Here is a 20,148-nt window from a genome sequence, read left to right as displayed (position 1 = left end):
TAACGCCGACAGGGGACCGCGAGGTTCCGCCCGCCTTTGCTTTCTTTGCCGAAGAGGCGCCGGAGCGCCGCAAAAAGAGGTGACGAACAGCTGGTGGGGCGGGGAACATGGGTGTCATGTCCGGGCCCTATGTCATCCGAGGTTCGGTCTCCCTGCCGGAGGCCGAGCTGATGTGGCGTTTCTCGCGGTCCTCCGGGCCCGGCGGCCAGCACGTCAACACCAGCGACTCGCAGGTCGAACTGCGCTTCGACCTCGCGGCCACCGAGGCGCTGCCCGAGGTGTGGAAGGAACGCGCGCTGGAGAGGCTGGCGGGCCGGCTGACCGGCGGGGTGATCGCCGTACGCGCGTCGGAGCACCGCTCGCAGTGGCGCAACCGGGAGACGGCCGCCGTACGCCTCGCGGCCCTCCTGGCGGAGGCGTCCGCCCCGCCCCCCAGGCCGCGCGTGAAGAAGAAGGTCCCGCGCGGGATCAACGAACGCCGGCTGCGCGAGAAGAAGCAGCGCAGCGACACGAAGCGGGGCCGCTCGGGGCGCGACTGGTAGGGCGGTCTCCGGGCCCGGCCCCGGGGGGTCTCCGCGCCCGGTCCGGGGTGGGACGGTGTCCGCGCCCGGCCCGGCGCAAGGCGCACTCGACCCGGCGCTGCCGGCCGCCCGGCTCACCCGGTCCCCGGCGCTGCGGGCCACCGGCCCGCTTCGCTCAGCCCAGATGGCGGTACTTGCCCCGGAAGTACGTGAGCGGTCCGCCGTCGCCGCCCGGGACGTGCGCGCTCAGCACGCGGCCGATCACCAGGGTGTGGTCGCCCGCGAGCACCCGCTGCTCCGTGCGGCACTCCAGCGTCGCGAGCGCGCCGCCCGCCAGTGGGGCGCCGGTGACCTCGCCGCGCACGTACGGGATGTCCTCGAAGAGCAGCCGGTCGCTGATCCGGCCCTTCATCGCGAACCGGCCCGCGATGTGCCGCTGGCTCTCCGCCAGCACGGACACCGCCCACAGCGGCTGCTCCGCGAGCAGGTCGTCCATCCGGGAGTCGTTGCGCAGGCTCACCATCACCAGCGGCGGGTCCAGGGACACCGACATGAAGGCGGTCGCGGTCATGCCGACGTCCTCGCCGCGCCCGTCCGCGTCGAGCGGCGGCTCCTGGGCGGTGACCAGCACCACGCCGGCCGCCAGCCGGGACAGGGCGGCCCGGAACTCTTCGTTGCTCACCCCCTCAGCATGGGGGACGGGCTCGGTACGCGGGGTGGGGGGTTTCGTCTGCAACACACCGGGAACGCTAGCCGCGCGTCTCGTGCCCCCGCATCGGGCCAGGGGACCAGCCGGGTCCTAGGTCCTGTCGTCACATTCCCGTCTGCTGGGCGACGCCATGCACGCACTCTCGCCGCACCGGCCCCAGACCCCGGTACGTCCAGTACAGGGGTCTGGGGCCGGCACAGCGAGAGCACGCACCTGACGCCGCCCGGCCCGCCCTCCGGGCGGACGACGGGAACTTGACGACAGGACCTAGGACCGTCGGCTCCCGTGCACCCCGCTGACCTGCCCTGACCCCTTCCCGCTCGTTTGTGACTTGAGTCACAGAGTGCAATATTTGCTGACCCTGTGTACCGAGTGCACAGCTCGCTGTGATTCAGTGGCCGTGACACTGCAGTAAGTACGTCACGTACGTCGATATGAATTCTGGAGTGCTGTCGAGGTCTCGGGGAGTGCGAGCGATGGACGCCGAGTCGGAGCCCTACGTCCGTCTCGCGACGATGCGGCAGCTGCACCAGGCCGTCGCCGATCTCAACACGGCGCGGAGTCTGGCCGACACACTGCAGACCGTGGCCGACGGGATCGTCGCCAACCTCGGCTACGAGCTCGCCTGCGTCAACCTCGTCCGTCCCGACGGCGACCTCGTCGTCGCCGCCCTCGCCGGGAACCACGCCGCCGAGGCCCTGATCACCGGCCGGGTCGGCTCCCGCGCCTCCTGGGAGCGGCGGCTCGTCATGGGCGAGGCGTGGGGCGGGCTCCGGTTCATACCGCACACCGAGGGCTGGGTCCTCCTCGACGACGACGTGCCGCAGTGGCACACGGAGGGCCCGGAGCCCCGCTTCGAGGACGAGTGGCATCCGCAGGACCGGCTGTACGCCCCGATGTACGCGTCCGGCGGCGGCTCGGACCTCCTGGGCGTCATATCCGTCGACCGGCCGCGCAACGGACGCCGCCCGGGCGCCTGGGGCCGCGAGGCGCTCCACATGTACGCCTCGCAGTCCGCCATCGCGATCAGCAACGCCCGGCTCCGGGCCAACATGCAGCGGGCCCTGGTCCGGCTGGAGCGCGAACAGCAGGCGCTCCGGGCCAGTGAGGAATCCTTCCGCCAGGCATTCGAGTACGCCCCCAGCGGCATGGCGATCGCCGAGCTGGGCGGCGACCAGCAGGGGCGGCTGCTGCGGACGAACGACGCGCTGTGCCGGCTGCTGGGCCGCCCCGCGTCGGTGCTGCGCCGCTACTCCTTCGCCGACCTGGTCCACCCCGAGGACATCGGCACCCTGCTCCGTACCTCCGCCGAGGGCGGCCGGGCCGAGCTGCGCCTGGGGCGCCGGGACGGCTCCTACCTGTGGGTGTCGCTGCGCAACTCCGTCGTCGCGGACACGGCGGACGGGCCGCGCTTCCTGCTGACGCACGTGGAGGACATCGAGGAGCGCAAGCGCCATGAGCTGAACCTCGCGCACCGCGCCTCGCACGACGCGCTCACCGGGCTGCCCAACAGCGCGGAGCTGCGGGCCCGGCTCGGCGCCCGGCTGTGCGCCCGCCCGGACGCGGCGGCGACCACGGACGTGGAGGCGCTGGACGCGGCGTACGGGGACCTGGACGAGTCGCGGGGGCACTACCCGGCCGGTCCGGGCGCCCACCCCTTCGACCACCATGTGCACGTCGTGGCGCCGGACACATCGCGGGACGACGGTGCGAAGGGGCTGGCGGTCCTGTTCTGCGACCTGGACGGCTTCAAGTCGATCAACGACCGCTTCGGGCACCACACGGGTGACGCGGTGCTCATCGAGGTGGCACGGCGGCTGACCACCTGCGTCCGGGACGGGGACACGGTCGCCCGGCTCGGGGGTGACGAATTCGTCGTCCTCGCGGACGGGCTGGGTGCGGCGGACGCGGCTGACCTGGCCGTTCGCCTGCGCAATGCGATCATTCCGCCCATTCGGGTCGACGGGCGCGCGGTGCGCGTGGGGGCGAGTTTCGGCATCGGCTGGGCGGCCTGCGGGATGACCGCGGAAGAGGTGCTGCGCTCCGCCGACCAGCGGATGTACGTGGAGAAGCGGTCGCGGTCGAAGGTTCACCGCAGAGCCGGCTGACGTTCTTCCGGGCGTCCCCGCCCGGGTTCCGGCCGAGGTCCTCGTCCATTCTTGACATCGTCCATTCGAGGTAGGCTCGGCCGGTCGGCGACGGCTGGCGATATTCGGCGACGGCTGGCGACATGGTGAGGAGTGACCCAGGGATGGCCGGGAACAACGGCGCGAGCACACCCGAGGACGACGATCCGTTCGGCTACCTCTACGCGGACGGGCAGGCGGCCGGTGCGCAGCCGCCGGGGCAGGGCGGCTACGGCTACCCGGGTCCCGCCGCCCAGCCGGGTGTGCCCCGGACCTCGTACAACCAGGTGCGGACCGTCGGGGAGCGCCAGTACGGGCAGCAGGTGCCGCCGCAGCAGGCGTACGGCTACCCGCCCCAGGGCCAGTACGGTCAGCCCAGCCCGCAGTACGCCGCTCCGGAGACCTATCCCGGCGGCGCGGCCACCGCGCAGGTGCCGCAGCAGGGCGGTCGCGGCGGCGGTTCCGGCAAGGGCGGCCCGAACACCAAGGGACTGCTGATCGCGGCGGTCGCGGTGGTCGCGGTGGTACTCGTCGGCATCGGCGCGGCGCTGATGACGAGCGACGGCGACAAGGACAAGAAGCCCGAGGCGACGTCCTCGGAGGGCCCGGGCAAGCAGGTCGAGCAGTCCCCGACCCCGGAGACGTCCCCCTCGTCCTCGGCCCCGGCGGAGCTCCCGAAGCAGGACGCGGCCGCGCTCCTGCTGGGTGGCACGGCGCAGCTCGACAACTCCGTGAAGGGCGCCAAGAGCGCGAACGGGCAGTACATCAACCTCAATGAGGTGGGCCGCTCGGCGACCTGGTCCGTCGAGGTGCCGGAGGCCGGTGAGTACACCCTGTTCGTGACGTACGGCGTGCCGGGCAAGGACGCCAAGACCTCGCTCACGGTCAACCAGGAAGACCCGCGCTCCATCAACATGAAGAACTTCGCCAACGCCCCCGAGGGCGACCTGGAGAAGGGCTGGACGACGACGTACGCCTACGTCAACCTCGTCAAGGGTTCGAACACGCTGATGATCTCGTGCAACGAGGGCGATCAGTGCGACGCCAACCTGGACCAGCTGTCGCTGAAGGCCGGTCACCAGACCCGCTGACCGTCCGGCGCACGACCGACCGGCCCCCCTGCCTCCGGGCAGGGGGGCCGGCGCGTTTTCCGGCGTTGCGGGGCCGGCTCAGCCCATCAGGGCGAGGAAGCCGGCGACCGTCGCGGCCATGGCCTCGCGGCCGGGGGCGATGTACTTGCGGGGGTCGACGCCCGTGGTGTTCTCGGCCAGGTGGGCGCGGACGGCGCCGGTGAACGCGGTGTTCAGGGCGGTGCCGACGTTGATCTTGACCATGCCGGAGGAGGCGACGGCCTGGCGGATCTCGGCGTCCGGGACGCCGCTGGAGCCGTGCAGGACGAGCGGGACGGGGACGGCGGCGCGGAGCCGGCCGATGAGCTCGTGGTCGAGGGCGGCGGTGCGCTCGGTCATGGCGTGCGAGGAGCCGACCGCGACGGCGAGGGCGTCCACGCCGGTCGCGGCGACGTACGCGGCGGCCTCGTCCGGGTCGGTGCGGACGCCGGGGGCATGGGCGTCGAGCGGGGCCTCGCCCTCCTTGCCGCCGACCTTGCCGAGCTCGGCCTCGATCCAGATCCCGCGCTCGTGACCCCAGGCGACGGCCTCGGCGGTGGCCCGGACGTTGTCCTCGTAGGAGAGCTTGGACGCGTCGAACATCACGGAGCCGAAGCCCTCGTCGTGGGCCTGGTGGAGCAGGTCCACGGACTCGACGTGGTCGAGGTGCAGGGCGAGCGGCGCGGAGGAGGTCCGGGCGACCGCGGCGGCGGCCGCGGCTATGGCGGTGAGCCGGCCGCCGTGGAACTTCACGGCGTTCTCGGAGACCTGGAGGATGGCGGGCGCGCCGGCGCGTTCGGCGCCGGTGGCGATGGCCTCCGCGTGTTCCAGGGTGATGACGTTGAAGGCGGCGATCCCGCGTCCCTGGGCCTGGGCGGCCGAGACGAGTTCACCGGTGCTGACGAGCGGCATTGCTGACCTCTGTTTGTTTCTCCGGGCCCGGCGGGCGGGCCCGGTGCGGGGCGGGGCGCGGCGTCAGGCCGCCCCCGCTGCGTGTTCCTCGATGGCGACGCGCGGCAGCAGCTCCTCGTACGCCGTGCGGTCGAAGTCGCCCGCGGTGGGGGCCAGCACGGTCGCCGTCGACAGTGCCACCGCCCGGCGCAGCCGGTCCGGCCAGCTCAGGGACTCCACCAGGCCGGAGAGCAGCCCGGCCACCGCGGAGTCGCCCGCTCCGGTCGGGTTGCCCTTGACGGGGGCGGGCGGCGAGGCCCGCCAGACGCCGTCCGGGGTGACGGCGAGCATGCCGTCCGGGCCGAGTGAGGCGATGACGCCGTGGGCGCCGCGGCGCCGGGCGTCGCGGGTGGCGCGCAGGGGCTCGCGGGAGCCGGTGAGCTGGGCCAGCTCGTCGGCGTTCGGCTTGATCAGGTCGGGGCGGGCGGCGATGCCCCGGCGCAGCGGTTCGCCGCTGGTGTCCAGGAGGACGGGGACGCCTGCGGTGCGGGCGAGCCGGACGAGTTCGCCGTACGCGCCGACGTGGATGCCGGGCGGGAGGCTGCCGCACAGGGCGACGGCGTCGGCGGTCTTCAGCAGGCCGGTGTAGGCGCCGAGGAAGGCAGTCCACTCGTCGGCGGTGACGTGCGGTCCCGCCTCGTTGAACTGGGTGGTGTCACCGGTGGCCGCGTCGGCCACGGCGAGGGTGCGGCGGGTGTCGCCGGAGACGGGGACGAGCGCGTCGGTGAGGGTGCCGCTCTGCCGGGGGAGCGCGGCGAGCAGGTCGCGCAGGACGGCCCCGGTGGCGCCGCCGGCGAAGCCGGTGACGACGGTGTCGTGGCCGAGGGCGGTGAGGACGCGGGCGACGTTGAGGCCCTTGCCGCCGGGGCGTTCGGAGAGGTCGGTGACCCGGTGGCTGGAGTGCGGGACGAGGGCGGGGACGGAGTAGGTGAGGTCGAGTGCCGTGTTCAGCGTGACCGTGAGGATCACCGCGGCCGCCCTTTCGCGTTCGTTCCGTGCTGCGCGCCGATTCCTTGGGAGAACGCGCTTTCCGTGCTGGTTTCCCAGGCGATCATGCCAAAGAGGAGGCGGTCGGCCCAGACCTCGGGGCCAACCGCCGTCTCTTCGTTACGTAGGTCCTCAGCCCGCCGCGGCCTCGGGCCGGACGATCCACTCGCCCTTGCGCATGACGCCCTTGAGGCGGAAGTCCTCGTCGAGAACGACCAGGTCGGCGTCCTTGCCGGGCTCCAGCGAGCCGACCTTGTCGTACACGCCGAGGAGCCGCGCCGGGTTGGCGGAGATGGACGTGACGACGTCCTCGACGGGGATGCGGTCGATGGTGACGGCGCGGTGGAAGGCGGTGTCCAGGGTGAGGGTGGACCCGGCGATGGAGTTGCCCTCGACCAGCCGGGCCACGCCGTTCTCGACGTTCACGGCGAGCGGGCCGAGCTGGTAGCGGCCGTCGCCGAAGCCGGCGGCGTCCATGGCGTCGGTGATGAGGGCGACGCGGTCGGCGCCCGCGTGGTGGTAGGCCAGTTCGAGCGCGGCCGGGTGCAGGTGGGTGCCGTCGTTGATCAGCTCGACGGTGATCCGCTCGTCCTCCAGGAGCGCGGCGATCGGGCCGGGCGCGCGGTGGCCGATGCCGGGCATCGCGTTGTAGAGGTGCGTGGCGACGGTGGCGCCCGCGTCGATCGCCTCCACGGTCTGCTCGTACGTGGCGTCGGTGTGGCCGATGGCCGCGATGACGCCGTGCTCGGCGAGCAGGCGTACGGACTCGATGCCGCCGGGCAGTTCGGTCGCGAGGGTGAACATCTTCGCGGTGCCGCGCGCGGCGTCCATCAGCTTGCGGACCTCGGCCGGGTCCGGGTGGCGCAGCAGGGCCTCGCTGTGGGCGCCCTTGCGGCAGGGGGAGATGAAGGGGCCCTCGAAGTGGATGCCGGCCAGGTCGCCCTGCTCGACCAGTTCCGAGAGGATGCCGGCGCGTTCGGCGAGGAAGTCCATCTCGCCGGTGACCGTGGAGGCGACGAGGGTGGTGGTGCCGTGCTCGCGGTGGGTGCGGACGCCGGTCAGGACCTCGTCCACGGTGCCGGAGGTGAAGGAGGCGCCGCCGCCGCCGTGGTTGTGCATGTCCACGAAGCCGGGGACGACCCAGTGGCCGGCGAGGTCCAGGACCGGGGCGTTCTCGGCCTGGGTGCCGGAGATGCGGGTGCCCTCGACGATCACCCGGCCGTTCTCGACCGTGCCGGTGGGCAGTACCACCCGGGCCCCTGCGAGAACGGTGCTGTCTGCGCGTCCGGCCATCAGGCGGATACCTCCGTGGAGAGTAGATCCCAGGCGAGCAGCCCTGCGCCCAGGCATCCGGCGGTGTCCCCGAGGGCCGCCGGGACGATGTGGGGCAGCTTCTGGAACGTGACGCGTTCCTCGACGGCCGCACGGAGTGGTGTGAACAAGGTTTCCCCGGCCTCGGCGAGCCCGCCACCGATGATGAGCGTGCGCGGGTCCAGCAGGGTGAGTGCGGTGACCAGCCCGGCGGCGAGTGCGTCGACGGCGTTCTGCCAGACCTCGATCGCCTTCGGGTCGCCGGATTCGACGGCCTTGGCGCAGTCGGCGGCGTCCGCCTTCGGGTCGCCGGACGCGGCCGCCCAGGCGCGGCTGACGGCGGAGGCGGAGGCCAGGGTCTCCAGGCAGCCGCGCTGGCCGCAGCCGCAGTCCGGGCCGTCCGGCCGGATCACGATGTGGCCGATCTCGCCCGCGTAGCCGTGGGCGCCCTCCTCGATCGCCCCGGCGATGCCGATGGCTCCGGCGATCCCGGTGCCGAGCGGGATGAAGAGGAAGCGGTCGGCGCCCCGGCCTGCGCCGATCCGGCCCTCGGCGAGCCCGCCGGTGCGGACGTCGTGGCCGAGGGCCACGGGCACGCCGCCGAGCCGTTCGCCGAGCAGCTGCCGCATGGGTACGTCGCGCCAGCCCAGGTTCGCCGCGTAGACGGCGACCCCCTTCTCCGCGTCGACGATGCCGGGCACGGCGACACCGGCCGCGAGGGCGCTCTCGCCGAAGTTCTCCTCGCCGTACGTCCGCAGTTCGGCGGCGAAGGCGAGGATCGACTCCACGACGGCGTCGGCGCCGCGCTCTCTGCCGGTCGCGCGCCGCGCCTCGTGGAGCAGGGCGCCGTCGGCCCCGACCAGTGCGGCCTTCATTCCGGTGCCGCCCACATCGAGGGCGATGACGTGTTTCACGTGGAACAGTTTCGCCCGAGCGACCCCAAAAGGTCTAGTCCACTAGTGCTGTTTGTTGCGCCTCCATACAAAATCCCGGTACCGGTTACGACTGCTGCGGCAGGATCACGCTGCGCGAGAGGTTGCGGGGGTGGTCGGGGTCGTACCCCTTCGACTCGGCCAGCACCACCGCGAGCCGCTGCGCCCGGATCAGGTCGGCCATCGGGTCCGCGGTGCCGTGTGCGACGAGTGTCCCGCCGACCGCCGCGACCTCGCCGGCCAGCCCCTCGGGCAGGGCGCCGAAGACCCAGGCCACCCGGTTCGGGCCGGTGATCGCGATCGGGCCGTGGCGGTACTCCATCGCCGGGTACGACTCGGTCCAGGCACCGGCCGCCTCGCGCATCTTCAGCCCGGCCTCCTGGGCGAGACCGTAGGTCCAGCCGCGCCCCAGGAACGTCCACTGCTCGGCCGCGACCACCGCCTCGGCCAGCGGCTCGGTCACCGCGAGCTCCGCGTCGACCGCCGCCTCGGCGACCGTCTTCACGCCCGCGGGAAGCGGACCGGCCGCCTCCAGGCCCGCCCGCAGGAAGGCGAGCGCGGTCGTCGCGAACCGGGTCTGGACCACTGATTCCTCGTCCGCCCAGTCCAGCACCGCGACCGCGTCGGCGGCCTCCATCACGGGCGTCTTGGGGTCGCCGGTCAGCGCGACGGTGGCGGTCTTCCCGCGCAGCTCGCCGAGGAGCGCCAGCACCTCGCTCGTGGTACCGGAACGGGTGATCGCGACGACCCGGTCGTACGGCCGCCCCACCGGGAATTCCGAGGAGGCGTACGCGTCCGTCTCGCCCTGCCCCGCGGCCTCCCGGAGGGCCGCGTACGCGATGGCCATGAACCACGAGGTGCCGCATCCCGTGACGGCGACGCGCTCGCCCGGCTTCGGCAGCCCCCCGAACTCCGCGCCCGCCTGTGCGGCGCGCCGCCAGCAGCTCGGCTGGGTGGCAATCTCAGATGCGGTACGCGACATGCGGAGCGGCTCCTTGCGGCTGGGCGGGGTCGGGGCGACGGAACGGGCCGGTAAGAGAACTGACGCGCCGTCGGCTAAAGGTCTGGACCAATAAGACCCGTACGTCGAGACCTACTTAGCAGTCGCCAGGGGCCCCGTGCAATGCTGCTGCGTTGTGGAAGCGATACCTCCGTGGTGTAGACCTCTAGGCCGGTGGCGGGGAAAATCGCAGCTCACCCGGAGTGCCCCGCGCGGACGTGGGTGCGGCGGGCGGTGCAATCGACGAGGACGGACTGAGCAGTGCAGCGGCGTTACTTGGGACTGACGGCGGCGGTCGCCGTGATGGGGATGACGGCGACGCTGTCGGGCTGCGGCACGAGCGGTGGCTCCGGCGACGTGACGCTGAAGCTGGTCGCGGCCGACTACGGCACGAGCGAGGCCAACAAGTCCGACACGTACTGGGACGGCATCGCCCGCGGCTTCGAGGCGTCCCACCCCGGCATCAAGGTCGACGTGACCGTCCTGCCCTGGACCGACATCGACCGCGACGTCGCCAAGATGGTCAAGGACGGCAAGGCCCCCGACATCGCGCAGATCGGCGCCTACGCGGACTACGCGAAGGCCGGGAAGCTCTACTCGGCCGACGAGATGCTGAGCATCCCCACCCAGGCCAACTTCCTGCCGAAGCTGATCGACGCGGGGCAGGTCAACCGCGTCCAGTACGGGCTGCCGTTCGTCGCCTCCACCCGGCTGCTCTTCTACAACAAGAAGCTCTTCTCGCAGGCCGGCCTCGACGCCCCCAAGACCTGGAGCGACATAGCCTCCGACGCCGCCGCGCTCAAGCAGCGCGGGGTGTCCTACCCCTTCGCGCTGCCGCTCGGCCCGGAGGAGTCCCAGGCCGAGACCCTGATGTGGATGCTCAGCGGGGGCGGCGCCTACACCGATGAGGTCGGCTCGTACGACATCGCCTCCGAGGCGAACGTCAAGACGTTCGACTGGCTGAAGTCGAAGCTCGTGGACAAGGGCCTCGTCGGGCCGGTCGCCCCCGGCAAGCTGAACCGCGCGAAGGCGTTCGAGGAGTTCTCGAAGGGGAAGGTCGGCATGCTCAACGGCCACCCCACGCTGATGGAGGAGGCGCAGAAGCAGGGCGTCCAGGTCGGCATGGTCCCGCTGCCCGGTGAGCACGGCCCCACCGAGGGGTCGATGGGCGTCGCCGACTGGATCATGGGCTTCAAGCAGAACGATCACCGGGTCGAGATCGGCAAGTTCTTCGACTACCTGTTCAGCGACAAGAACGTGATCGAGTTCGCCGACATGTACGACCTGCTGCCGCCCACGAACAGCGCGTCCGCGGCGATGGAGGACGACGCCAAGTACAAGCCGCTGCACCAGTTCCTGGCGGCGCTCCCGGAGTCGGAGTTCTACCCGTTCGGCAAGACGTCCTGGGCGGCGGCGAGCGAGTCGATCAAGGAGCACATCGGCGAGGCGGTGGAGCCGGGGGTGACCCCGCGGAGCGTGCTGGAGCGGATAGCGCGGGATGCGACGCAGGCGGAGGCGGCGGAGTAGCCTCCGCGTTCCGCGGGGGCGGGTCGCGCCATATATTGGCTGATATGACCGCCCACCCCCCGAACGGCCCTGCCGAGTCCGCGCCACTGTCCGACCGCGATCGCGCGGTGCTGGCGGTGGAGCGGCAGTCGTGGGCGGGGGCGGGGGCGAAGGAGCGGGCGATCCGGGAGCGGCTGGGGTTGTCGCCGACACGGTATTACCAGCTGCTGAACGCGTTGCTGGATGACCGGCGGGCGTTGGAGGAGGACCCGGTGACGGTGAATCGCCTTCGGCGCGTACGGGAGGCCCGGCGGGGGCGGCGGTAGGAGGCGGGGCTCCGCCCCGGACCCCGCGCCTCAAACGCCGGCGGAGGCAAAATCAAGCCCCTGCGGCGATTGAGCAGCGGGGGTACGGGGGCAGCGCCCCCGCATCGGGGGTCCGCGGCGATACGCTCAAGCGCATGGGCACCCCACAGACAATCGCAGGCCGCACCGGGCTGGAAGCCATCCTCGCCCGGCCGGCCCAGGCCCTCGTCGCGCTCGACTTCGACGGGACGCTGGCGGACATCGTGCCGGACCCCGAGCAGGCGCGGGCGCACCCCGGAGCCGTGGCGGCGCTCGCCGCCCTCGCGCCGAAGGTCGCGTCCGTGGCCGTGATCACCGGGCGCCCCGCCGAGGTCGCCGTGCGGTATGCCGGGGTCGCCGGGGTCGAAGGGCTCGACCACCTCGTCGTGCTCGGGCATTACGGCGCCGAGCGCTGGGACGCCGTGACCGGGACCGTGCACGCCCCCGCCCCGCACCCGGGAGTGGACGCCGTGCGCGCCGAACTCCCCGGCGTACTCGCGCGGTTCGACCCCGAGGGGGAGACCTGGACCGAGGACAAGGGCCGCGCCCTCGCCGTGCACACCCGCCGCGCCGCCGACCCGCAGGCCGCGTTCGACGCGCTGTGCGGGCCCCTCGGCGAGCTGGCCGCGCGGCACGGGCTGATCGTCGAACCGGGGCGCCTGGTCCTGGAGTTGCGCCCGCCGGGCATGGACAAGGGCGTCGCGCTCACCGAGTACGTGCGTGAGATCGGCGCCACGTCCGTGCTGTACGCGGGCGACGACCTGGGCGACCTCGCCGCGTTCGCGGCCGTGGAGAAGCTGCGCACGGACCGGGCGGCACCCGTCCCCGGGCTGCTCGTCTGCAGCGGCAGCGCCGAGGTGCCGGAGCTCGCCGAACGCGCCGACCTGGCCCTGCCGGGGCCGGGCGCGGTCGTGCGGTACCTGCGGGACCTCGCCGACCGCCTCGCCTGAGGACGCCAGGACCGCCCTAGTCCCGCCGCAGCGCGTCCAGCTGGTCCAGGAACCACTGCTGCGGCGGCAGCGCGGTCGCCGCCTCGGCCAGCCGTTCCGTGCGGGCGGCCCGCACGTCGTCCGGGAGCGTCAGCGCCTCGTGCAGCGCGTCCGCCGTGGCCGAGACGTCGTACGGGTTGACCGTGAACGCGTGCTCGCCCAGCTCCTCGTAGGCTCCGGCCTCCCGCGACAGGACCAGTGCGCAGCCCTCGTCGGAGACGACCGGGACCTCCTTGGCGACCAGGTTCATGCCGTCCCGGATCGGGTTGACGAGGGCGACGTCGGCCAGCCGGTACGCGGCGAGCGAGCGGGCGAAGTCGTCCTTGACGTGCAGGACGACCGGGGTCCAGCCGGCCGTGCCGTACGTCTTGTTGATCGCGTCGGCGACCTGCTGGACCTCCGCGGTGTACTCGCGGTAGACCGCGAGGTCCTGGCGCGAGGGGTAGGCGAAGGCGACGTGCACGACGCGCTCGCGCCACTCGGGGTGTTCGTCCAGCAGGGTGCGGTAGGCGTGGAGGCCCCGGACGATGTTCTTGGAGAGTTCCGTGCGGTCGACCCGGACGACGGTCTTCCGGTCGGGGCCGATCTGCTCGCGCAGGGCGGCCATCCGCTCGTCCACGTCCGCCTCGTGCGCCCGGCTCCGCAGGAATCCGGCGTCGGCGCCCAGGCCGTGGACACCGACGCGGGTGCGCCCGGTGCCGCCCAGGATCTCCGTGCAGCAGCCGATGAAGGCGTCCGCCCAGCGGCGGGTCAGGAAGGCGGCGCGGTCGGCGCCGAGGATGCCGCGCAGCAGCTGCTCGGCGATGTCGTCGGGGAGCAGCCGGAAGTAGTCGACGGGCGCCCACGGGGTGTGCGAGAAGTGGCCGATCCGCAGGTCGGGGCGGAGCTCGCGGAGCATGCCGGGGACCAGCGAGAGGTGGTAGTCCTGCACGAGGACGGCCGCTCCCTCGCCCGCTTCCTCGGCCAGCGCCTCGGCGAAGGCGCGGTTGTACGCCTCGAAGGACGCCCACTGCCTGCGGAACTCCGCGTCGAAGACGGGCTCGACGGGCGTCTGGTACAGCATGTGGTGGACGAACCACAGCACGGAGTTCGCGATGCCGTTGTACGCGTCGGCGTGCACCCGCGCGTCGATGTCGAGCATCCGGACGCCCGGCTCGCCGACCCCCCGGCGCACCGCCTCGCGGTCGCCGTCGCCGAGGGCGGCGCAGACCCACATCTTGTCGTCCACGGCGCTGAGGCCGGAGACGAGTCCGCCCCCGCCCCGTTTCGCTTCGAGGGTGCCGTCGTCGCCCACGGCGTACGAGACGGGGCCGCGGTTGGACGCGACGAGAACCTGGGCAGCGGGCTGGGGTGCGTGCTCGGAGACCATGGCCGGAATCTAGCCCGAACCCGATCCGCCCAAACGTACGAAGTCGGACGGCCTCGGGTCGTGATCAGGCCGCGCGGCGCGCCACGTACTCCTCGATCTCGCACATGGGCGGCCGCTCCTGGGTGTCGACGGGGTAGGTCCGGGGAACGAACCCGTCCGGCCCGCGTTCGAACTGGGTCAGCGAGGGGCGCACCAGATGGCCCCGGGAGAGCCGCACCTGCGCGGTGCGGTGGATCGCGGCGGCCATCCGGCCGAGCGCCTGGCCGTCCTGGTGGCGGTGGACGCGGACGCCGACGTCCACCTGGGCGAGGGCGTCGAGGCCCACGGTGTGCAGCGCGTCCACGAGCAGGCCGAGCTCGACCCCGTAACCGACCGGGAACGGCAGCCGCTCCAGGAGCGAGCGGCGGACGGCGTACTCGCCGCCCAGCGGCTGGACGAAGCCCGCGAGGAGCGGCCAGTGCAGGTTCAGCAGGGGCCGGGCCACCAGCTCGGTGACGCGGCCGCCCTGGCCGGGCAGCTCGCCGAGCGGCCGGTCGTACATGGCCTTGACGAACTGCACCTCGGGGTGGGCGAGCAGCGGGCCGACGATGCCGGAGACGAAGTCGGCCGAGAAGTCCTTCAGGTCCGCGTCGATGAAGCACAGGATGTCGCCGCTGGTCACCAGGAGCGACCGCCACAGCACCTCGCCCTTGCCGGGGACGGCGGGGAGGCGGGGCAGGATGGCGTCGCGGTGGACGACCCGGGCGCCCGCGCGGCGGGCGACCTCGGCGGTGGCGTCCGTGGAGCCCGAGTCGATCACGACCAGCTCGTCCACCAGCGGGATGCGCTCCATCAGCTCCCGCCGGATCGTCGCGACGATGTCACCGACGGTCGCGGCCTCGTTGAGTGCCGGTAGAACGACGCTCACGCCCGTACCGTTCGCGCCGGTCCGCACGCTCGCCGGCGGGTGGTCGGCGGCCGACCAGGAACGCCTGGTCAGCCAGCGTTCGACCTCTTCGAGCACGGTCGATACTCCCTGTATGTGATCCATCTCGCGGTACGGACGCCTGTCTCACCCGTCCGGTCCTTCGGTTACAGTCTTGAACAACGCGGACGGCCATCGCATGCCGGGGTCGGTCCGCCGACAAACGCACGGATCCGATCCATGATCCGTCGCCACAGCGCTCATCCAGAGGGACAGAGGGAACGGCCCGTTGAAGTCCCGGCAACCCTCCTGCCGACCGCGAGGTCAGGTGGGGAAGGTGCCAATTCCGTCTCGCGGCGAAACGCGCCGTGAGGAAGATGAGGAGAAAGGGCCTCGCCATCATGGCTGTTGAAACCGTCGCAGCAAGCACCGAATCTTCCGTGGACCTCGGTCCCGCCGCGGCCCTTTCCTGCCGCGAGTGCGGTGAACGGTTCGCGCTCGGTCCCATTTTCGCCTGTGCGTCCTGTTTCGGGCCGCTCGAAGTGGCGTACGACCTGCCGAGCGGCTCCCCCGACGAGCTGAAGAAGCGCATCGAGGCCGGCCCGAACAACATCTGGCGTTACGCGCCGCTGCTGCCGGTGCCCGCCGACGTGGCCGACAAGCCCAATCTCAACCCCGGCTTCACCAAGCTGGTCAAGGCCGACAACCTCGCCCGCGAGCTGGGTGTGACCGGCGGCCTGTACGTCAAGGACGACTCCGGCAACCCGACGCACTCCTTCAAGGACCGTGTCGTCGCCATCGCCGTCGAGGCCGCCCGCGCCTTCGGCTTCACCACGCTCTCCTGCTCCTCGACCGGCAACCTCGCCGGTGCGGTCGGCGCCGCCGCGTCCCGCGCGGGCCTGCGGTCCTGCGTGTTCATCCCGCACGACCTGGAGCAGGGCAAGGTCGTCATGGCCGCGGTGTACGGCGGTGAGCTGGTCGGCATCGAGGGCAACTACGACGACGTCAACCGCTTCTGCTCCGAGCTCATCGGCGACCCGCTCGGCGAGGGCTGGGGCTTCGTCAACGTGAACCTGCGCCCGTACTACGGCGAGGGCTCCAAGACGCTCGCGTACGAGATCTGCGAGCAGCTCGGCTGGCAGCTGCCCGACCAGATCGTCATCCCGATCGCGTCCGGCTCGCAGCTCACGAAGATCGACAAGGGCCTCCAGGAGCTGATCAAGCTCGGCCTGGTCGAGGACAAGCCGTACAAGATCTTCGGCGCCCAGGCCGAGGGCTGCTCCCCGGTGTCCACCGCCTTCAAGGCCGGCCACGACGTGGTCCGCCCGCAGAAGCCGAACACGATCGCCAAGTCCCTCGCGATCGGCAACCCGGCCGACGGCCCGTACGTCCTGGACATCGCCCGCCGCACCGGCGGCGCCGTCGAGGACGTCGACGACGAGCAGGTCGTGGACGCGATCAAGCTGCTGGCCCGCACCGAGGGCATCTTCGCCGAGACGGCGGGCGGGGTGACGGTCGGCGTGACGAAGAAGCTGATCGAGGCCGGCCTGCTCGACCCGGCGCTCACCACCGTCGTCCTGAACACGGGGGACGGCCTCAAGACGCTGGACGCGGTGGCCGACACCTCGCAGGCGACCGCCACGATCCGCCCGAGCCTGGACGCCTTCCGCGCCGCCGGACTCGCCACCAGCTGACCACCCGAGACTTCAGGAAGGCACCGCCATGAGCGTCAAGGTCCGCATTCCCACCATCCTCCGCACCTACACCGGCGGCCAGGCCGAGGTCCCGGCCGAGGGCGCGACCCTCTCCGAGGTCATCGCCTCGCTGGAGAAGGACCACCCGGGCATCGCCGCCCGCGTGCTCGACGACCAGGGCAAGCTGCGCCGCTTCGTCAACGTGTACGTCAACGACGACGACGTGCGCTTTGAAGGCGGCCTCGACGCGGCCACCCCGGACGGCGCCGGCATCTCGATCATCCCCGCCGTGGCCGGCGGCTGCTGAGCCCAAGGCTCCGTGGCGTCACCGCAATTGCCCCCTCCGTGAGAGAAACGGAGGGGGCAATTCTGCATGGTTGAACGGGGTAGAGTGTGGGAAGTCCCCTTCGCTGCCCGTGCCCCTCGCATACGAGAATGCGCCGCGCCACGATCAGAAGCAGCCAATGTGCCTGAACCTCTTGCGCCTTAAGTCACCTTTGCCGGGCCCGACTTGCCCCGCAAGCTCATGAATTCCTCATATTCGGGCGATCGGTGCTGCGCAGAATTGTCGTCCGATTGACCTGTCGCACAGGGCAGTTGGGCAGATACATTCAGCCGCGGTCGACGCGCTTCGGCGCACACACGTTACAGGGGAGTTAGGCATGGCTCAGGGCACCGTCAAGTGGTTCAACGCGGAGAAGGGGTACGGCTTCATCGCGGTCGACGGTGGTGCGGATGTATTCGTCCACTACAGCGCGATCCAGATGGACGGGTACCGCACCCTCGAAGAAGGTCAGCGGGTCGAGTTCGAAATCTCGCAGGGCCAGAAGGGGCCGCAGGCGGACATGGTCAAGCTCGCCGTCGGCTGAGCCCGGCACGGCACGTCGGCCGCGACGCCACGCACGCACGAAGGGCCCGTACCCAGGGGGTACGGGCCCTTCGTCGTGTCCGGGGGCCGCCCGGGGGCGTCCGGAGGTTGTCCACACTCCGGCATGAGGCGCTTGCACTCGAGGGGGTCGAGTGCTAATCATTGGCTTAGCACTCTCCAGGTGAGAGTGACAGAATTTGGACCGGGCCGGTGAGGCCCGCACGCCAGGCGGGGAAGGAACCGCAGGGCACGCAGGCCGTCCGTCGCGGGCGCCACTCGGTCCGGAGCAATCCACCCCTGTCCGGGAGGACCACTTCACATGGCCAAGATCATCGCGTTCGACGAGGAGGCCCGGCGCGGTCTCGAGCGCGGCATGAACCAGCTCGCCGACGCCGTCAAGGTCACCCTTGGCCCCAAGGGTCGCAACGTCGTCCTCGAGAAGAAGTGGGGCGCCCCCACGATCACCAACGATGGTGTGTCCATCGCCAAGGAGATCGAGCTGGAGGACCCGTACGAGAAGATCGGTGCGGAGCTGGTCAAGGAGGTCGCCAAGAAGACGGACGACGTCGCCGGCGACGGTACGACCACCGCCACCGTTCTCGCCCAGGCGCTCGTCCGCGAGGGCCTGCGCAACGTGGCCGCGGGTGCGAACCCGATGGCTCTCAAGCGGGGCATCGAGAAGGCCGTCGAGGCCGTCTCCGCCGCCCTCCTGGAGCAGGCCAAGGACGTGGAGACCAAGGAGCAGATCGCTTCGACCGCCTCCATCTCCGCCGCCGACACCCAGATCGGCGAGCTCATCGCCGAGGCCATGGACAAGGTCGGCAAGGAAGGCGTCATCACCGTCGAGGAGTCCCAGACCTTCGGTCTGGAGCTGGAGCTCACCGAGGGCATGCGCTTCGACAAGGGCTACATCTCGGCGTACTTCGCCACCGACATGGAGCGCATGGAGTCGTCCCTGGACGACCCGTACATCCTGATCGTCAACTCCAAGGTCAGCAACGTGAAGGACCTCCTTCCGCTGCTGGAGAAGGTCATGCAGTCCGGCAAGCCGCTGCTGATCATCGCCGAGGACGTCGAGGGCGAGGCCCTGTCGACCCTGGTCGTCAACAAGATCCGCGGCACCTTCAAGTCCGTCGCCGTCAAGGCCCCGGGCTTCGGCGACCGCCGCAAGGCCATGCTCGGTGACATCGCCATCCTCACGGGCGGCACCGTCATCTCCGAGGAGGTCGGCCTCAAGCTGGAGAACGCCGGTCTCGACCTGCTCGGCCGCGCCCGCAAGGTCGTCATCACCAAGGACGAGACGACGATCGTCGACGGCGCCGGTGACAGCGACCAGGTCCAGGGCCGCGTCAACCAGATCCGTGCCGAGATCGAGAACTCCGACTCGGACTACGACCGCGAGAAGCTCCAGGAGCGCCTGGCGAAGCTGGCCGGCGGCGTGGCCGTCATCAAGGCCGGTGCCGCCACCGAGGTCGAGCTCAAGGAGCGCAAGCACCGCATCGAGGACGCGGTGCGCAACGCCAAGGCCGCCGTCGAGGAGGGCATCGTCGCCGGTGGTGGCGTGGCTCTGCTCCAGGCCTCGGCCGTCTTCGAGAAGCTGGAGCTCTCGGGTGACGAGGCGACCGGCGCCAACGCCGTGAAGCTCGCCCTGGAGGCCCCGCTCAAGCAGATCGCCGTCAACGGTGGTCTCGAGGGCGGCGTCGTCGTCGAGAAGGTGCGCAACCTGCCGATCGGTCACGGCCTGAACGCCGCGACCGGCGAGTACGTCGACATGATCGCCGAGGGCATCCTCGACCCGGCGAAGGTCACGCGCTCCGCCCTGCAGAACGCCGCGTCCATCGCCGCGCTGTTCCTCACCACCGAGGCCGTCATCGCCGACAAGCCGGAGAAGGCCGCGGCGGCCGCTCCGGGCGGCATGCCGGGCGGTGACATGGACTTCTGATCCTGACGGATCGGCAGTTCCAGCAGTACCAGGGCACCGGCCCCCGGGGATTCGTCCCCGGGGGCCGGTGTCGTTGTGCGTACGCGCACGGGCTCAGCCCGCGTCGAGGCCGTCCACGAGGCGGGTGAGGAAGCGGTCGAACATGGCGTCCGGGGTGACCGGCCGCCCGGCCGTCGCCAGCGCGTCCGCGAGCTCCGGGTGATGGCCGTCCGCCGCGACCTCGGCCAGATACAGCGCCTCGGCGGCGGCCCGGCCGGGCTCGCGGGCCGCCCGGGCCTGGCCGACCTCGTAGGCCACGTGGGCCGCCACGAAGGACGTGAGCTGGGCGAAGATCTCCAGCCGGGCCGCCCCGTCGAGCCCGATGGGCCGCAGGGCGGCCAGGGCGTGCTCCACGAAGGCGAGGGTGCGGGGGCCCAGGGTGCGGCGGGCCTGCACGGCGGCGGGCAGCCAGGGGTGGCGGAGCATGTTCGCGCGCTGGTGGCGGCCGATGGTCTTGAGATCGGCGCGCCAGTCGCCGGTGAGCGGGCCTGACGTGGGCAGCTCGCCGGAGACGTGGTCGATCATCAGGTCGAGCAGCGTCTCCTTGTCGGGGGCGTAGCTGTACAGCGACATGACCCCGGCGCCCACCTCGGCGGCGACCCGCCGCATGGTGACCGCGTCGATTCCCTCGGCGTCCGCGACGGCGACGGCGGCGGCCGTGATCGCCTCGCGGCTGAAGGCGGGTCTGCGTCCGCGTCGGGGCCGGTCCTGCTCCCGCCAGAGATCGCGCGGATCGATGCCTCCGGCACCTTCGGTGCGGGTCACGTGCTCAGCCTCTCTCAACCGGGTCCCCTCCGCGGTCCATCCAAGCATCCAGTATTCTCGTACTTAGTACGGGAATAGAGTC

Annotated in this window: 19 protein-coding genes and 1 riboswitch; of the genes, 10 read left to right on the top strand and 9 right to left on the bottom strand. The window is 71.7% G+C overall.

Features of this window, described 5'->3' with window-relative positions:
• Positions 1-107: 107 nt before the first annotated feature.
• Positions 108-542 (top strand): alternative ribosome rescue aminoacyl-tRNA hydrolase ArfB, encoded by a 435-nt coding sequence (gene arfB / locus AB0L33_RS09255; RefSeq protein WP_365679204.1) that lies wholly within the window; start codon positions 108-110, stop codon positions 540-542.
• Between the two features lie 154 nt (positions 543-696).
• On the opposite strand, the gene AB0L33_RS09250 is transcribed toward arfB, so the two are convergent.
• Positions 697-1,260 carry a flavin reductase family protein gene (locus AB0L33_RS09250; RefSeq protein ID WP_365679202.1) on the bottom strand — a complete coding sequence of 188 codons (564 nt, stop codon included), beginning with the start codon at positions 1,258-1,260 and terminating at the stop codon, positions 697-699.
• A 446-nt stretch (positions 1,261-1,706) separates the two neighbouring features.
• Here AB0L33_RS09250 and cdgB point away from each other — a divergent pair, with 446 nt between their 5' ends.
• Both cdgB and AB0L33_RS09240 read left to right on the top strand, forming a co-directional pair.
• A complete protein-coding gene (gene cdgB, locus AB0L33_RS09245; protein WP_365679200.1) occupies positions 1,707-3,338 on the top strand; it encodes a diguanylate cyclase CdgB in 1,632 nt (543 codons plus the stop codon).
• Positions 3,339-3,481: 143 nt separating this feature from the next.
• Positions 3,482-4,447, top strand: a complete 966-nt coding sequence (locus tag AB0L33_RS09240) for a carbohydrate-binding protein (protein WP_365679198.1) — start codon at positions 3,482-3,484, stop codon at positions 4,445-4,447.
• 78 nt (positions 4,448-4,525) lie between these two features.
• Here the strand turns inward: AB0L33_RS09240 and AB0L33_RS09235 are convergent, their stop codons facing one another.
• The 5 genes from AB0L33_RS09235 to AB0L33_RS09215 all read right to left on the bottom strand — a co-directional run bounded on the left by AB0L33_RS09235 (position 4,526) and on the right by AB0L33_RS09215 (position 9,628).
• Positions 4,526-5,377: a class II fructose-bisphosphate aldolase gene (locus AB0L33_RS09235; protein ID WP_365679196.1), complete on the bottom strand. Its 852-nt coding sequence runs from the start codon at positions 5,375-5,377 to the stop codon at positions 4,526-4,528.
• Positions 5,378-5,440: 63 nt separating this feature from the next.
• Positions 5,441-6,385, bottom strand: coding sequence for a 1-phosphofructokinase family hexose kinase (locus AB0L33_RS09230; RefSeq protein ID WP_365679194.1), 945 nt, complete (start codon positions 6,383-6,385; stop codon positions 5,441-5,443).
• Positions 6,386-6,535: 150 nt separating this feature from the next.
• Positions 6,536-7,696, bottom strand: a complete 1,161-nt coding sequence (gene nagA / locus AB0L33_RS09225) for an N-acetylglucosamine-6-phosphate deacetylase (RefSeq protein ID WP_365679192.1) — start codon at positions 7,694-7,696, stop codon at positions 6,536-6,538.
• A complete protein-coding gene (locus AB0L33_RS09220) occupies positions 7,696-8,628 on the bottom strand; it encodes an ROK family protein (protein ID WP_365679190.1) in 933 nt (310 codons plus the stop codon). Before AB0L33_RS09220 ends, nagA begins: the two co-directional genes overlap by 1 nt.
• Positions 8,629-8,713: 85 nt before the next feature.
• Complete coding sequence (locus AB0L33_RS09215; RefSeq protein WP_365679188.1) at positions 8,714-9,628, bottom strand: sugar isomerase; 915 nt, start codon at positions 9,626-9,628, stop codon at positions 8,714-8,716.
• A gap of 321 nt (positions 9,629-9,949) precedes the next feature.
• Between AB0L33_RS09215 and AB0L33_RS09210 the strand changes: the two genes are divergently transcribed.
• The 3 genes from AB0L33_RS09210 to otsB all read left to right on the top strand — a co-directional run bounded on the left by AB0L33_RS09210 (position 9,950) and on the right by otsB (position 12,446).
• Positions 9,950-11,173: an extracellular solute-binding protein gene (locus tag AB0L33_RS09210; protein ID WP_365679442.1), complete on the top strand. Its 1,224-nt coding sequence runs from the start codon at positions 9,950-9,952 to the stop codon at positions 11,171-11,173.
• 44 nt (positions 11,174-11,217) lie between these two features.
• Positions 11,218-11,478: a DUF3263 domain-containing protein gene (locus tag AB0L33_RS09205; protein ID WP_164401777.1), complete on the top strand. Its 261-nt coding sequence runs from the start codon at positions 11,218-11,220 to the stop codon at positions 11,476-11,478.
• 134 nt (positions 11,479-11,612) lie between these two features.
• Positions 11,613-12,446, top strand: coding sequence for a trehalose-phosphatase (gene otsB / locus AB0L33_RS09200; RefSeq protein WP_365679186.1), 834 nt, complete (start codon positions 11,613-11,615; stop codon positions 12,444-12,446).
• 16 nt (positions 12,447-12,462) lie between these two features.
• Here the strand turns inward: otsB and AB0L33_RS09195 are convergent, their stop codons facing one another.
• Both AB0L33_RS09195 and AB0L33_RS09190 read right to left on the bottom strand, forming a co-directional pair.
• Complete coding sequence (locus AB0L33_RS09195; protein WP_365679184.1) at positions 12,463-13,854, bottom strand: trehalose-6-phosphate synthase; 1,392 nt, start codon at positions 13,852-13,854, stop codon at positions 12,463-12,465.
• 64 nt (positions 13,855-13,918) lie between these two features.
• On the bottom strand, positions 13,919-14,857 hold the full coding sequence (locus AB0L33_RS09190; RefSeq protein WP_365679182.1) for a glucosyl-3-phosphoglycerate synthase: 939 nt from the start codon (positions 14,855-14,857) through the stop codon (positions 13,919-13,921).
• Positions 14,858-15,015: 158 nt separating this feature from the next.
• Positions 15,016-15,142, top strand: a riboswitch (SAM riboswitch).
• A 17-nt stretch (positions 15,143-15,159) separates the two neighbouring features.
• Here AB0L33_RS09190 and thrC point away from each other — a divergent pair.
• The 4 genes from thrC (at position 15,160) to groL (ending at position 19,262) form a co-directional block, all read left to right on the top strand.
• Positions 15,160-16,452: a threonine synthase gene (thrC, locus tag AB0L33_RS09185; RefSeq protein WP_365679180.1), complete on the top strand. Its 1,293-nt coding sequence runs from the start codon at positions 15,160-15,162 to the stop codon at positions 16,450-16,452.
• Positions 16,453-16,480: 28 nt separating this feature from the next.
• On the top strand, positions 16,481-16,759 hold the full coding sequence (locus AB0L33_RS09180) for a MoaD/ThiS family protein (RefSeq protein WP_136320208.1): 279 nt from the start codon (positions 16,481-16,483) through the stop codon (positions 16,757-16,759).
• Between the two features lie 355 nt (positions 16,760-17,114).
• The gene (locus AB0L33_RS09175) at positions 17,115-17,321 is read left to right on the top strand and encodes a cold-shock protein (RefSeq protein WP_003967346.1); all 207 of its coding nucleotides are present in this window, start codon (positions 17,115-17,117) and stop codon (positions 17,319-17,321) included.
• A gap of 318 nt (positions 17,322-17,639) precedes the next feature.
• Positions 17,640-19,262 (top strand): chaperonin GroEL, encoded by a 1,623-nt coding sequence (gene groL / locus AB0L33_RS09170; protein ID WP_136201462.1) that lies wholly within the window; start codon positions 17,640-17,642, stop codon positions 19,260-19,262.
• Positions 19,263-19,355: 93 nt separating this feature from the next.
• Here groL and AB0L33_RS09165 read toward each other — a convergent pair whose 3' ends face one another.
• Entirely contained in the window at positions 19,356-20,066 is a 711-nt protein-coding gene (locus tag AB0L33_RS09165) for a TetR/AcrR family transcriptional regulator (RefSeq protein WP_365679177.1), read from the bottom strand.
• Positions 20,067-20,148: the final 82 nt, after the last annotated feature.

This window comes from Streptomyces sp. NPDC052299, from assembly GCF_040679335.1.
Taxonomy (GTDB): domain Bacteria; phylum Actinomycetota; class Actinomycetes; order Streptomycetales; family Streptomycetaceae; genus Streptomyces.
Note: the sequence above shows the minus strand (reverse complement) of the source record. Positions and strands in the feature narration are given on the sequence as shown.